Raw genomic sequence first — 14,604 nt, 5'->3', positions numbered from 1 at the left:
AGGGAGTGAGACGTGCAATTCGTCACACCTCGGTGGGTGCTTGCCTCCAGCGGTTGGTGATCGGCATCCGTCGGTCTCGCCCGAACGCGCGGGAGGTGATCTTGGTGCCGATGGGGTATTGCCGCCGCTTGTACTCGGCAGCGTCGACCTTGCCGATGATGTCGGCGACGCGGGTGCGCTCGAACCCTGCCGAGACGATGTCGGCCAGACCTTGGTCGCAGTCCACATAGCGAAACAGCACGGCGTCGAGTTCTTCGTAGTCGGGGAGCGAGTCGGTGTCGAGTTGGCCGGGGCGCAGCTCGGCCGAGGGCGGCTTGTCGATGCTGCCCTCCGGGATGGGCGGGACCTCACCGCGCTCGGCAGCTGCCTTGTTCCGCCACCGAGCCAGGTCCCAGACGAGTGACTTCGGCACGTCCTTGATCGGCGCATACCCACCGACCGCATCCCCGTAGATCGTCGAATAGCCCACTGCCAGTTCGGATTTGTTGCCCGTTGCGAGGACGAGATGCCCGGCTGTGTTGGACAGGGCCATCAACGTCATGCCCCGGCATCTCGCCTGGATGTTCTCTTCGGCCAGGCCTGTCAGCGTCAGCTGTTCGACGAACACGCCCACCATGGCTTCGATCGGCTCGCTGCGGTAGTGAATTCCAGTTCTTTGTGCCAAGTCGTCTGCATCACTACGCGAATGGTCCGAGGAGTACTGCGACGGCATCGACACCGCGTACACCGCGTCGCTGCCGAGTGCATCGACGGCGATGGAGGCGACGACAGCAGAATCGATCCCGCCCGACAGGCCGAGGATCACCGTCGCGAATCCGTTCTTGTGAACGTAATCCCGCAGACCGGTCACGAGCGCGCTCCACACCTGTTCCTCGTCGGACATCGACGGTGCGATCGATCCGTGCATGCGGTCGTACCCGCGTACGAGCAAGTCCGGCACCGTGTGACGGTGAATCGTCCACCCCTCGATCGACGCAGTGTCGTCGCGGCGGGCCGCGGGCATGTCGATGTCGAGGCACAGCAGGTGCTCGATGAATTCGGGGGAACGGCCGAGCAGGGTGCCGTCTGCGGCGACGACCATGCTGCCGCCGTCGAAGACCAGTTCGTCCTGCGCACCGACGAGATTGGCGTACACGATCGGTACACCGGCCTCGGCGGCTCGACGCTCCACGACAGACCGTCGAACAGTGCTCTTGCCCTGCTCGTACGGGCTGGCATTCAGGCACAGCAAGGCATCGACACCGGCGCCGGTGTAGGCGGGAACGGGTCCTCCCGGTTGCCAGATGTCCTCGCACACGAGCAGCCCGAGTCGAAAGCCGTTGACCTCGGTGATGCTCAGCCGAGACCCCGGGGCGAAGTATCGGAGCTCGTCGAACACCCGGTAGGTGGGAAGTGCGTGTTTGTCGTATCGGGAGACCACCTCGCCCCTGAACAGCACCGCCGCACTGTTGCGCGAGCCCGTCCGGTCGCGGTCGAGGTAGCCGACAACGACCGCGAGATCACCGCAGCCGGCTCGGTCGAGAGCGACGGCGAGGTCGCCGAGCGCACGCGCGGACGCCGCGGCGAACGAAGGGCGAAGCGCCAGATCCTCGACGGGGTATCCGGTTGTCGCCATTTCGGGGAACAGCACCACCTGGGCGCCGTCCTGTGCTGCACGGGACGCCCACGACACGATCAACGCGGCATTCCCGACGAGATCGCCGACGGTGGGGTTGATCTGGGCAACGGCGACTCGCAGAACCTGCACGGACCGAAGCCTAATGCGGTGGGCGCGGGTTTGCTTCCTGTGCGAATGCGACGCCGTCCGGTTCTGGCACGATCGTCGTCTATGAGGTCGATCCGTTTCGAGTCGAAGTCGAAAGCCCGCACCGGCGCGTTCGTCGCCGCTGTGCTGATGCTGTCGGCTGGGTGCAGTACTGGCGGGACATCCGAGGGCACACCTCAACCGGAACCGAACAACGATTCCGCACCGAGCCGTGCTTTCGAACCGGGCGCAGGCGTCGTGCCGGACGGGCTGGCGGACTTTTACACTCAGGAACCGGTCTGGGAATCGTGCGAGTCGTACGACACGGACGGCACCGTTCTGGGCAGCTCGATCCAATGCGCGAAGATCACCGTTCCCCTCGACTACGACGACCCTGCCGGCGACACCGCACAGATCGCGATCTCGCGCGCACAGGCGTCCGGCGAGAAGATCGGTTCGATGCTGTTCAACCCGGGTGGCCCAGGTGTGTCCGGCCTGTACACGGCGACGCAGGCAGAAGGATCTGCTGTCGCAGAGCGGTTCGACCGCATCGGATTCGATCCGCGTGGCATCGGTGCGTCCACCCCTGCCGTGCGATGCCTGACGACAGAGGAAGTCGACGCCGAGCGTCGGGAGCCGGATGTCGACGTTTCACCGCAAGGCATCGCCGCGAAGGAGGCGGAGCAGCAGGAATACGCCGCCAAGTGTGCGAGCCGCAACGGAACCGAGGTTCTCGAACATGTCGGGACCCGAGAGGTGGTCCGGGACATGGATGTCATCCGATCGGTGCTCGGAGACAGCAAGCTCACCTACGTCGGATACTCCTACGGCACCCGCATCGGCACCACCTATGCCGAGACGTTCCCCGCCAACGTGCGTGCGATGGTCCTCGACGGAGCGCTCGACCCCGAGCAGACTCCCGTCGACGAGGCCGTCGATCAAGGTGCCGCGTTCCAGGCCGCGTTCGACGAGTTCGCCGCATACTGCGCCCAGTCGGACGCCTGTGCACTCGGCGACGACCCGGCGGCCGCCACCGAGCGTTTCCGCGCTCTCGTCGACCCGTTGATCGATCGGCCTGCGGAGACCACCGACCCCCGTGGCCTGAGCTACGACGACGCGCTGACGGGAGTGCAGCAGGCGCTGTACTCGCAGAGCCTGTGGCGAGTCCTCGGTGTCGGTCTCACCGAGCTGACCGAGGGCCGAGGGGACACGCTGCTTCGACTCGCGGACCTCTACACCGGCCGTCTCGACGACGGCACCTACTCGAACCTCGACGACGCGTTCAATGCAATCCGCTGTGTCGACGATCCGCCGACGACCGATCGGGCCGAGGCCGGCGAGGCCGACCGCCGCTACCGCGAGGCAGCACCGTTCCTCGACGACGGACGTGGCACCGGGAATGCGCCCCTCGACCTGTGCGCGTTCTGGCCTGTCCCCAATACTGGCAGTCCACACACGATCGCCGTGACGGGGCTGCCCAAGCTGGTGGTGGTGTCGACGACCTTCGACCCGGCGACGCCGTACCAGGCCGGCGTCGAGCTGGCGCGTCAGCTGGACGCAGACCTGATCACATTCGACGGAACACAGCACACGGTCGCCTTCTCCGGCGAGGAGTGCGTCGATGATCCGTTGATCGACTACCTCGTCGATCTCGTCCCGCCAGGTAACGATTTGGTTTGTTGAGCGACTTCACTCGAGCGTTTTCCCAGGTGAGAGATGTCGGAAGTGAGACCGAATTCACGATGTAACACAGATTTAACGCAGTTTGCTTAGTCTCGCGGACATGGATCGTCAAAAGGAATTCGTGCTCCGGACACTCGAGGAGCGTGACATTCGCTTCGTCCGCCTGTGGTTCACCGATGTTCTGGGATACCTGAAATCGGTCGCAATCGCACCAGCGGAGCTCGAGGGCGCGTTCGACGAGGGGATCGGCTTCGACGGAAGCGCGATCGAGGGCTTCGCGCGCGTATCCGAGGCCGACACCGTCGCCAAGCCTGATCCATCGACCTTCCAAATCCTGCCGTGGTCCACCAGCAAGGGACACCAGCATTCGGCGCGAATGTTCTGCGATATCGCCATGCCGGACGGCTCGCCGTCCTGGGCGGACTCGCGCCACGTGCTGCGTCGTCAGCTCAGCAAGGCTGCCGATCTGGGCTTCAGCTGCTACGTGCACCCCGAGATCGAGTTCTTCCTCCTCAAGGACAGCCCCGAAGACGGTACGCCGCCCACCCCCGCCGACAACGGCGGCTACTTCGACCAGGCCGTGCACGATTCCGCCCCGAACTTCCGTCGGCATGCGATCGACGCGCTCGAGTCGATGGGCATTTCCGTCGAGTTCAGCCACCACGAGGCCGCGCCCGGACAGCAGGAGATCGACCTTCGCTACGCCGACGCGCTGTCGATGGCCGACAACATCATGACCTTCCGCTACGTCGTGAAGGAGGTCGCGATCGAGGAAGGCGTGCGCGCAACCTTCATGCCGAAGCCGTTCAGCGATCAGGCCGGATCGGCCATGCACACGCACATGAGCTTGTTCGAGGGCGACGCCAACGCCTTCCACAATCCGGACGACCCGATGCAGCTGTCGGAGACCGGCAAGTCGTTCATCGCGGGCATTCTCGAGCACGCCAACGAGATCAGTGCCGTGACCAACCAGTGGGTCAACTCCTACAAGCGCCTCGTGCGCGGCGGTGAGGCACCCACGGCTGCTTCATGGGGCCCGGCCAATCGGTCGGCGCTGATCCGCGTACCGATGTACACCCCGAACAAGGCGTCCTCACGTCGCGTCGAGATCCGCAGTCCCGACTCCGCGTGCAACCCGTACCTGGCGTTCGCCGTACTGCTCGCCGCAGGCTTGCGCGGGATCGAGAAGGGCTACACGTTGCCCCCGGAAGCGGAGGAGGACGTGTGGGCACTCACCTCCGCCGAGCGTCGCGCGATGGGGTACAAGGAGCTTCCGGGCAACCTGGACCAAGCGCTCAACGCGATGGAGAACTCGGAACTGGTGGCCGAGGCGCTCGGTGAGCACGTGTTCGACTTCTTCCTGCGCAACAAGCGTCGCGAGTGGGAGGAATACCGGAGCCACGTCACGCCGTACGAACTCAGGGCTTACTTGGGTCTGTAGGAGATCAAGGACGCTTGTGAAAACCTCGGGCTCGTAATTCCGAGGGCCGGGGATGCGTTAGGTTCTACTTCGTTCGGTACGAGCCTTTTGAGAGCCTGAAGGGCAATCCCCACCCGCTACGAGGTGAATCTGTGTCACGCCAGAGTCGAGGTGTTCGCTGATGGTGCGTCCACCCACGTCACGTTCCGTCATTCCCGGGGCAGGTCGATTGGGCCTGGTAGAGCCGACGGCACCGGCCGACCTGCAGAAACTCGGCTGGGTCGACGAGGACAGTCTCGAATTGCTGTGGTCGTTGTCGCGCGCGGCCAACGCAGACCTTGCGTTGCGGACCGTCGTTCGTCTCGATGAAGCGCTCGGCGACGGCTATGCCGAACTCGATGCCGCGTTGCGTTCGGACAAGGGATTGCGCGGCCGACTGTTCGGTCTGTCCGGCGCGTCGAGCGCTCTGGCCGACCATCTGGTGTCCGACCCGGAAGCGTGGCGGAAGCTTCGCACCCCCGAGGGCACACAGTCGGGCGCCAACGGAAGAGCCGAACTGCCGAGCAAGGAACAACTCACCAAGGAACTTCTCGACGCGGTCCAGGCGGTGCCCGAGACCGGCGAAAATGCGTCGCCGAACCTGTACCGAGCCGGAATCATCGGTCCGGAAGCGGTTGTCGCGCTGCGCAAGACATACCGCGATCAGGTGATGGTTCTCGCCGCCGCAGACCTTGCGGCCACCGTCGAGAACGAGCCGGTACTGCCGTATCAGTTGGTGGGAACTCAGCTGTCCGACATGGCCGACGCCGCACTGACGGCCGCGCTCGCCGTCGCGGTTGCTACGGCCTGTCCGGACAAGCCGTGCCCGACGAGACTTGCCGTCATCGCGATGGGCAAGTGTGGTGCGCGCGAGCTGAACTACGTCTCCGACGTCGACGTCGTGTTCGTGGCCGAGCCTGCGGACTCGGTTGCCAGCCGCATCGCGGGCGAGATGATGCGTATCGGATCCTCGGCCTTCTTCGAGGTCGACGCGGCTCTGCGCCCCGAAGGCAAACGCGGCGAACTGGTTCGCACCCTCGATTCCCACATTGCGTACTACAAACGGTGGGCCAAGACCTGGGAATTCCAGGCATTGCTCAAGGCGCGCCCGATGACGGGCGATCTGGAACTCGGTCACGACTACGTCGCGGCACTCAACCCGATGGTCTGGCTCGCGTCGCAGCGTGAGGATTTCGTACCAGAAGTTCGGGCGATGCGTCGTCGCGTCGAGGAGATGGTTCCGCCCGAGCTCCGTGAGCGAGAGATCAAACTGGGTCGCGGGAGTCTGCGGGACGTCGAATTCGCGGTGCAGCTGCTGCAACTCGTGCACGGCCGAACCGACGAGTCTCTGCGTGTGCTCGGAACTGTCGACGCGTTGGCTGCGCTCACCGCGGGCGGATACATCGGCCGCGACGACGCGGCCAATCTGACTGCCTCGTACGAATTCCTCCGTCTCATCGAACATCGCTTGCAGTTGCAGCGGATGAAGCGCACCCACACCCTTCCACCGCCGGACGACGACGAAGCTCTCCGGTGGCTCGCCAGGGCGGCACACATGCGTCCCGACGGCAACCGGGATGCCCTCGGAGTCCTGAACGCCGAGATCAAGCGGAACGCACAGCGTATTCGTCGGCTTCACGCCAAGCTCTTCTATCGGCCACTGCTCGATTCTGTGGTGCGGTTCGATTCCGACACGGTTCGGCTCACCCCCGATGCCGCTGTTCGGCAGCTCGCGGCGCTCGGCTTTGCCACTCCGCAGAATGCGCTCGGTCACCTCCGCGCACTCGTCGGAGGTGGTGCGCGCCGGGGGCAGATTCAGGCGGTACTGCTTCCGACGCTGCTCGAATGGCTGGCCGACACTCCGGATCCCGATGCCGGCCTCCTCAACTACCGGCGACTGTCCGAGGCGGCGGTCGATCAGACCTGGTTCCTGCGGACCCTTCGCGACGAAGGTGCCGTCGCCCAGCGCCTGATGATCGTTCTCGGATCGTCGGCATACGTACCCGATCTGCTGATCAAGGCGCCCGAGGTGATCCGGCTCTTCGCGGACGGGCCCACCGGCCCGAGACTGCTCGATGTCGAGCCCGAGGAGACGTACCGCGCGATCCTGTCGTCGTCCGCACGTTACGAGGATCCGGTTCGCGCCATCAACGCTGCCCGCGCGCTTCGGCGTCACGAACTGGCGAGAGTTGCGTCGGCGGACATCCTCGGAATGCTGGATGTTCCCCAGGTGTGTCGCGCGTTGTCCTCGGTGTGGGCTGCGGTCATCAACGCGGCACTCGATGCCGCTATCCGCTCGAGCGTCGCCGAGCGGGGTGAACCTGCGCCCGCGACCTTGGCCGTCATCGGTATGGGCCGACTCGGCGGAGGAGAACTCGGCTACGGTAGCGACGCCGACGTGTTGTTCGTCTGCGAAGCAGTCGAGGGATTCGACGACAGCGTTGCGGTCAAGTGGGCCAACGGTATTGCCGACCGAATTCGGAAGCTGCTGGGCGCGCCGAGTACCGATCCGCCGCTCGAAGTCGACACCGGATTGCGGCCGGAGGGACGCAACGGTCCGGTGGTTCGTACCCTCGCCTCCTACGAGGCGTACTACGCGCAGTGGGCCCAGGCATGGGAGGTGCAGGCGTTGCTGCGTGCACACCAGGTCGCGGGCGACCAGGACCTGGGAATTCGTTTCCTGTTGATGGCGGACAGGGTGCGTTACCCCGAGGGCGGTGTCTCGGTTGAAGCGGTCCGAGAGATTCGCCGCATCAAGGCTCGGATCGACTCCGAACGGTTGCCCAAGGGTGCCGATCCTGCGACGCACACCAAGCTCGGTCGCGGTGGTCTCGCCGACATCGAGTGGACTGTGCAGTTGATTCAGCTCCGTCATGCGCACGATGTTCTGTCTTTGCACAACACCTCGACCCTGCAGAGCTTGGACGCTATCGGCGCTGCCGAGCTGATGAGCGAGACCGACGTCGAATTGCTCCGCGAGGCATGGATTCTCGCCACCAAAGCGCGCAATGCCCTCGTGTTGGTTCGCGGGAAGCCGACCGATCAGCTGCCGCGTCCGGGGCACGTGCTGTCGGCAGTGGCGAAGGTCGCCGGTTGGCAGAATGCGGACGCGGGTGAATTCCTCGACAACTACCTGCGGGTGACGCGACGAGCAAAGGCCGTGGTGGAGAGAACGTTCGGGGCCTGAGTTCGAACGGTTTCGGCGACCGTGCGCTAAACGAGAGCAGTGCTCTTGACTGGTCGCGCGGAGGGGTGCATACTCGAATTGAGAGCAGTGCTCTCGCTCCCTCGTCGAAAGGCCTATGCCATGTCCGATCGCCACATTGTCATCGGTGCGGGTCCCGTCGGCACGCACGTTGCCCGCATACTCGCCGACCGCGGATCCGAGGTGGTCGTCGCCACCCGACGCGGAACGACGGTCGAGTCGTCGTCCCGCCCGATCGAATCCGTCGCTCTCGACGCATCCGACGCGGACGCGCTGAGTCGAGTCACCGAAGGTGCTGTAGCCCTCTACAATTGCGCGAATCCCTCGGACTACCCGACGTGGGAGGACGTGTGGCCACCGATTGCACGTTCACTTCGCCTCGCGGCGGAACGCAGCGGTGCCGTCCTCGCCGTCGTCGGGTGCCTCTACCCCTACGGACCTGTGTCCGACGGTCGTATGGTCGAAGGGATGCCCGACGCCGCCACCGACCACAAGGGTGTTCTCCGTGCTCGAATGTGGGCCGATCTGAAGCGCGCGCACGACGCGGGAACCCTCCGCGCGGTCGAGGTGCGGGCGTCGGACTACGTCGGCGTCGGTGTCGGCGCCAACGGCCACGTCACCCGCGTTCTGCCGGGCGCGCTGCAAGGCAAGACCGCCTGGGTAGTCGACGCGAAGGATCAGCCGCATTCGTTCACCGACGTACTCGACGAAGCTAGGGCTCTTGTCGCTGTCGCCGATCGGCCGGAGACGTGGGGTCGCATCTGGCACGCAGCGACCAACGCACCGCGCACACTCGAGCAAGCCATCATCGACACGCTCGCGTCGGTCGGTAAGCCCCCGGTGCGCGTGGTGACTGTTCCCCGCGTTCTCACTCGTGGCCTCGGACTCGTCGTGCCGATGGTGCGCGAACTGAACGAGCTCTCCTACCAACGGACGTCGCCCTACATCCTCGACTCTACGTTCAGCGAGAAGGAACTCGGGCTCACGCCATCGCCATGGGACGAGATCTGCCGTCGTACCGCGACAGTGTGAATCGCGTGCGTCGGACCTGGTTACTCGGCGGTGACGAACCCCTCCGACACCATCCAGTCACGGGCCACCTCGGCCGGTTCGAGGCCCTCGACGTCGACCTGCCGGTTCAGTTCGGTCATGACCTCGTCGGTGAGCTTCGCAGAGATCGGTGCCATCACTTCGGCTACCTCGGGGTGCGCGTCAGCGAACTCCTTCTTCATGATCAGAGCAGGGTTGTACTTGGGGAAGAACGCTCGATCGTCCTCCAACAACACGAGATCCAAGGCGATGATGCGGCCGTCGGTCGTGAAGACCTCGCCGAACTTGCACTGTGTTCCGTCAGCCGTGGCCTGGTAGATGATGCCTGTCTGCAAGATCTGTCGAGGGGCCGCAGCAGGATCGAATTCGTACTTCGCCGCCATCCCCGGGTAGCCGTCCTGGCGGACGTTGAACTCCGTCTCCACGCATGTCGTGGCCGCCGCGGGATCGGTTTGCACCAACCGTGCGTAGTCCGACAGGGTCTTCACGCCGGTCTGTTCGGCCGTCTGCTGATTCATCGCGATCGCGTAGGTGTTGTTCATGGGAGCCGGAACTGCCCACACCATGTCGTTAGCCTCGAGATCGGCATCCCGGACCGCCTCGTACTGTTCCTGCGAGTCCGGCAACGGAGTTTCGTTGCCGAGGTAGTTGATCCATCCCGTGCCGGTGTACTCGTAGGTGAGATCGATCTGGCCGTCGAGTTGGGCGTCCCGAGTGCTGTTGGAGCCCTGAATGTTGGTGAGATCTCGAACGTCGGCGCCGGCGGCCGTCATCGCGAACTCGATGATGTACCCGAGCGTGATCTGCTCGGTGAAGTCCTTGGAGCCCACCGTCATCCGAACGCCGTCGAGTTCGGGTACGGGCTCGATGCTGCCGGGGCCGACGGACAGTGGCACTGCACCACCGGATTCGAGACCGCAACCGGCGAGCACTGCAGCCGACAGCGCAACAGCGAACAACCGTCGGGCGAACGTCTGTCGGGCAGGGGCTTTCATCGGAGCCCCTTCGGCCCTAGGAACTGCTCGGCGAGAGCTCCGAGCCAGTCGATGAACAGAGCGAGCGACACCGCCAGCACAGCGCCGACCACCAACGTGACGTTGTCTCGAAGCTTGTAGCCGGTGTCGATCAGAATTCCCAGCCCTCCGGCGCTGACCAGAAAGCACAACGTGGCTGTTCCGACCGCGAGCACCAGCGATGTGCGCAAGCCGGCGAGGATGTATGGGACCGCCATCGGGAACTCGACTTTCCGCAGCACCGTCCTCGCCGACATGCCTTGCCCGCGACCTGCGTCGATCAAAGTGCTGTCCACTTCCTGGTAGCCGAGAATGGTATTGCGCAGAACCGGTAGTAGCGAATAGAACGCAATCGGAAGAACGCCGATCCAGAACCCGGTCTGCCTTGTCGCAAGATAAAACAGAACGAGGAGGCCGATCGCGGGTGCGGCGGCCCCGATGTTCGCGATCCCGACGAAGAACGGCGCCAGCCGGGTGTAACCCGGTCTGGTCAGCAGTGTTCCCAGCGGAACCGCAATGATCACGACGATCACGACGACGGCCGCGGTCAGCAGTACGTGCTGCCACGTCAACGTTGCAATGTTGGACATGCTGATGCTGCCCTGCTGCGTTGCGGTGAGCTCACGGTTGAATGCCCAGAACAGCACGCCCACAACCAGGATCACGACGATGGCAGGCTGAACCAGCAGTCTCATACGCTCGGCGCGCTTGACTGCGCCGCGTTCGGACGCGCCCGGATCGGGCGCTGCCTCCATGTCGGGCACTTCGATGGTCGACGACTTTTCCGAGGTGGTCATGCCGGCGCCTCGGCGAACGTGTCGTCGTCTTCATCATGATCGTGCGCGTGGGCTTGCCTCATCTCTTGCAGATGTTCGACGAGGGTGTCGATCGAGATCAGCCCGACATACTCGCCGCGACTGCCGGTGACGACGGTAGAGGCGGTGCTCTCGGCGAGAAGAGCTTCGAGACCGTCCTGCAAGGTGGACTGGATCGATACGAGTTCACCGATAGGAACTCCGAGGCCGCGCAGCGTGGACGCGGCCGCAAGGTGCCCGGGTGAGACCCACCGCAACGGCCGGCTGCGATCGTCGAGGATCAAGCCCCACTGCCACTTTCGCGAGGCGATCTTCGAGCGGATCTCGTCCACCGGATCGGTCTCCCTCGCAGTCGGACACTGCAGAAGGCGGACGTCGCGAATCCGAGTGAGCGTCAACTGCTTCAGCGATGCGTCCGCACCCACGAAGCCGGCTACCGTGTCGTTCGCTGGATTGGCGAGGATCGCTTCGGGAGTGTCGTACTGCATGATCGAGGATCGATCGCCCAGCACGGCGATGCGATCGCCGAGCTTCACAGCCTCGTTGAAGTCGTGTGTGACGAAGACGATGGTCTTTCCGAGTTCGGACTGCAGTCGCATCAGCTCGTCCTGCAGTAGTCCGCGGGTGATCGGGTCGACCGCGCCGAAGGGCTCGTCCATGAGTAGAACCGGGGGATCGGCCGCGAGTGCGCGGGCAACTCCGACGCGTTGCTGCTGACCGCCGGACAGCTGCCGGGGATAGCGGTTTCGGTAGGTGTCGGGGTCTAGTCCGACCAGGTCTAGCATCTCGTCGGTGCGGGCGGAGATCCGCTTCTTGTCCCACCCGATCAGTCCGGGAACGGTGCCGACGTTCTTTGCGATCGTCATGTGCGGAAAGAGTCCGGCCTGCTGAATCGAGTAGCCGATTCCCCGCCGCAGTTCGTCGGGATCGATGGACAGTGCGTCCTTGCCGTCGATCGTGATCTTCCCCGAGGACGGTTCGATCAGTCGATTGATCATGCGCATCGTCGTCGTCTTGCCGCAGCCGGACGGGCCGACGAACACGACGGTCTCGCCTGCGGGCACCGTCAGGGACACGTTGTCGACCGCAGCGTCCTTCTGTCCCGGATAGCGCTTGCTGACGGAGTCGAGCACGATGTCGACTCCGGAAACGTTCTGGCTGCGTGCAGGTTCAGTCACGGATACCCCTCGAGGTTGTGAGACGGCCGACGAGGACGAGGATGCCGTCGACGATGAGAGCGAGAACGACGATGAGCACGGTGCCGACGAGCGCCTGCGGGACGGCGTTGGGACTGCCGACCCTGGACAGACCGGAGAAGATGAGATTGCCGAGTCCGGGCCCCTTCGCGTACGCAGCGATTGCAAGGATGCCGAAGATCATCTGGGTGCTCACGCGCATGCCGGCGAGAATCGACGGCCATGCCAACGGCATTTCGATCCTGGAGAGGATCCGCGCCCGGTTCAAACCGACGCCTTTGGCTGCGTCGGTGACGGCCGGGTCCACCGATGCGAGACCGATGATGGTATTTCGAATGATCGGGAGCAGCGCGTACAGCACCAGTGCTGTGATGGTCGGGGCCACGCCCAGCCCGAGAATCGGGATCAGTAGGCCCAACAGAGCAAACGAGGGAATGGTCAGAATCGTGCTGGCCAGCGCGGTGGCAATCGCCGAGCCTGCGGGGGAGCGGTAGACGAGTATGCCGATGACGATGGCGAAGATCGTGGCGATGATGATCGACTGCACGACCGCGGACACGTGCAGGTAGGAGTCCGTGAGCAACTGTTGTCGTCGGACCGAGACGAAGTTCCAGAGTGTGTCCATTGCGGGTAAACCCACCCTCTTCCCGAGTACGGCTTCTCGATTGCACACACGCAGACCGACAGGTTGAGGGTGGCTGAATTGGCCGAGAAGTAAACCTGCTTTCGTGAACTCGTTGGCTGACGTACACAAATTTCCGGGGTTGACCGGCCTCCCCATCGCTTGAATGGTCCATCCATACGAGCAGATAGCTTCGGTGTGACATGCAAGTGAGGTGGGGATACACACGAACGAGCCCACCCGCGCCGCACGTGGAAACTGCGGCTCGGATGGGCTCGTTAGTTGTTACTACGGGCGAAATGTACCGGTCACACGTCGTAGTAGAGCTGGAACTCGTACGGGTGCGGACGGAGGTTGACCGGAGCGATTTCCTGCTCGCGCTTGAGCGAGATCCAGGTCTCGATGAGGTCGGTCGTGAAGACGCCGCCCTCGGTGAGGTACTCGTGGTCGGCCTCGAGGCGGTCGATCACGGCGTCGAGCGACGTCGGAGCCTGAGGAATGTTCTTGGCCTCCTCGGGCGGCAACTCGTAGAGGTCCTTGTCGACCGGAGCCTGCGGCTCGATCTTGTTCTTGATTCCGTCCAGACCTGCCATCATCTGGGCAGCGAAGTTCAGGTACGGGTTGCCCGAGCTGTCCGGCGCGCGGAACTCGAGACGCTTGGCCTTCGGGTTGTTGCCGGTGATCGGAATACGCACTGCCGCAGAGCGGTTGCGCTGGCTGTAGACGAGGTTGATGGGGGCCTCGTAGCCCGGCACCAGACGGTGGTACGAGTTGATCGTCGGGTTGGTGAACGCCAACAGCGACGGTGCGTGGTGCAGGATGCCGCCGATGTAGTGGCGGGCCAGGTCCGACAGTCCGGCGTATCCGGCCTCGTCGTGGAAGAGTGGCTTGCCGTCCTTCCACAGCGACTGGTGGACGTGCATGCCCGAGCCGTTGTCACCGAAGAGTGGCTTCGGCATGAAGGTGGCGGACTTGCCTGCCTTCCACGCGGTGTTCTTGACGATGTACTTGAACAGCTGCAGGTCGTCGGCAGCGGCAAGCAGCGTGTTGAACTTGTAGTTGATCTCCTGCTGACCGCCGGTGCCGACCTCGTGGTGGCCGCGCTCGAGCTCGAAGCCAGCGTTCTGCAGGTTCGTGGAGATCTCGTCGCGCAGATCTACGTAGTGGTCGTACGGTGCGACGGGGAAGTATCCACCCTTGGGGCGGACCTTGTAGCCGAGGTTGGGGCTGCCGTCTGCGTTGGCCTCGACACCGGTGTTCCAGGAACCCGAGATGGAGTCGAGTTCGTAGAACGCGCTGTTGATGCCGGAGTCGTAGCGGACCGAGTCGAAGATGTAGAACTCGGCCTCGGCGCCGAAGAATGCGGTGTCGGCGATGCCGGTGGACACCAGGTATTCCTCGGCCTTGCGAGCCACGTTGCGCGGGTCGCGGCTGTAGGACTCGCGAGTGAACGGATCGTGGACGAAGAAGTTGACGTTCAGAGTCTTCGCGGCGCGGAACGGGTCGACCTGAGCGGTCGTCACGTCAGGCAGGAGCATCATGTCCGACTCGTGAATGGACTGGAACCCGCGGACGGACGAACCGTCGAATGCAAGGCCGTCTTCGAAGACATCCTGCGTGAACGCAGACGCCGGGATCGAGAAGTGCTGCTGAATGCCGGGGAGATCCGTGAATCGGATATCCACGTACTCGATATTCTCGTCGGCGATGAACTTGATGACCTCTTCGGCCGTGGTGAAAGCCACGCTGTTACTCCTTTGTTGAGTCCGTCGACCTGCACGTTATGGACTTGGTGTTGCCCGCCAGTCAAGGCTGTG

10 protein-coding genes are annotated in these 14,604 nt (G+C 64.0%); 4 read left to right on the top strand and 6 right to left on the bottom strand.

Going from position 1 to position 14,604, the window contains the following annotated elements:
- Nucleotides 1–22 precede the first annotated feature (22 nt).
- On the bottom strand, nt 23–1,747 hold the full coding sequence (locus tag A2J03_RS28100) for an NAD+ synthase (protein ID WP_068381081.1): 1,725 nt from the start codon (nt 1,745–1,747) through the stop codon (nt 23–25).
- An 81-nt stretch (nt 1,748–1,828) separates the two neighbouring features.
- Here A2J03_RS28100 and A2J03_RS28095 point away from each other — a divergent pair, with 81 nt between their 5' ends.
- The 4 genes from A2J03_RS28095 to A2J03_RS28080 all read left to right on the top strand — a co-directional run bounded on the left by A2J03_RS28095 (nt 1,829) and on the right by A2J03_RS28080 (nt 9,123).
- Complete coding sequence (locus tag A2J03_RS28095) at nt 1,829–3,427, top strand: alpha/beta hydrolase (protein WP_082898142.1); 1,599 nt, start codon at nt 1,829–1,831, stop codon at nt 3,425–3,427.
- Nucleotides 3,428–3,527: 100 nt separating this feature from the next.
- Nucleotides 3,528–4,868, top strand: a complete 1,341-nt coding sequence (gene glnA, locus A2J03_RS28090; protein ID WP_068381078.1) for a type I glutamate--ammonia ligase — start codon at nt 3,528–3,530, stop codon at nt 4,866–4,868.
- Nucleotides 4,869–5,028: 160 nt separating this feature from the next.
- The gene (locus A2J03_RS28085; RefSeq protein ID WP_068381075.1) at nt 5,029–8,073 is read left to right on the top strand and encodes a bifunctional [glutamine synthetase] adenylyltransferase/[glutamine synthetase]-adenylyl-L-tyrosine phosphorylase; all 3,045 of its coding nucleotides are present in this window, start codon (nt 5,029–5,031) and stop codon (nt 8,071–8,073) included.
- Between the two features lie 120 nt (nt 8,074–8,193).
- Nucleotides 8,194–9,123: an NAD-dependent epimerase/dehydratase family protein gene (locus A2J03_RS28080; RefSeq protein WP_068381073.1), complete on the top strand. Its 930-nt coding sequence runs from the start codon at nt 8,194–8,196 to the stop codon at nt 9,121–9,123.
- Between the two features lie 20 nt (nt 9,124–9,143).
- Here A2J03_RS28080 and A2J03_RS28075 read toward each other — a convergent pair whose 3' ends face one another.
- The 5 genes from A2J03_RS28075 to glnA (A2J03_RS28055) all read right to left on the bottom strand — a co-directional run bounded on the left by A2J03_RS28075 (nt 9,144) and on the right by glnA (A2J03_RS28055) (nt 14,532).
- On the bottom strand, nt 9,144–10,136 hold the full coding sequence (locus A2J03_RS28075; RefSeq protein WP_068381070.1) for a glycine betaine ABC transporter substrate-binding protein: 993 nt from the start codon (nt 10,134–10,136) through the stop codon (nt 9,144–9,146).
- Nucleotides 10,133–10,909: an ABC transporter permease gene (locus A2J03_RS28070; RefSeq protein WP_068381128.1), complete on the bottom strand. Its 777-nt coding sequence runs from the start codon at nt 10,907–10,909 to the stop codon at nt 10,133–10,135. Before A2J03_RS28070 ends, A2J03_RS28075 begins: the two co-directional genes overlap by 4 nt.
- Nucleotides 10,910–10,947: 38 nt before the next feature.
- Nucleotides 10,948–12,147 (bottom strand): ABC transporter ATP-binding protein, encoded by a 1,200-nt coding sequence (locus A2J03_RS28065; protein WP_068381067.1) that lies wholly within the window; start codon nt 12,145–12,147, stop codon nt 10,948–10,950.
- Nucleotides 12,140–12,790, bottom strand: coding sequence for an ABC transporter permease (locus tag A2J03_RS28060; protein ID WP_068381064.1), 651 nt, complete (start codon nt 12,788–12,790; stop codon nt 12,140–12,142). The genes A2J03_RS28065 and A2J03_RS28060 overlap by 8 nt, the downstream gene beginning before the upstream one ends.
- 305 nt (nt 12,791–13,095) lie before the next feature.
- Nucleotides 13,096–14,532, bottom strand: coding sequence for a type I glutamate--ammonia ligase (glnA, locus tag A2J03_RS28055; RefSeq protein ID WP_068381061.1), 1,437 nt, complete (start codon nt 14,530–14,532; stop codon nt 13,096–13,098).
- Between the last annotated feature and the right edge of the window lie 72 nt (nt 14,533–14,604).

The organism is Rhodococcus sp. EPR-157 (assembly GCF_001647195.1).
GTDB lineage: Bacteria > Actinomycetota > Actinomycetes > Mycobacteriales > Mycobacteriaceae > Rhodococcoides.
The sequence above is the reverse complement of the archived record's forward strand: the minus strand, read 5'-3'. Positions and strand labels throughout refer to the sequence as shown.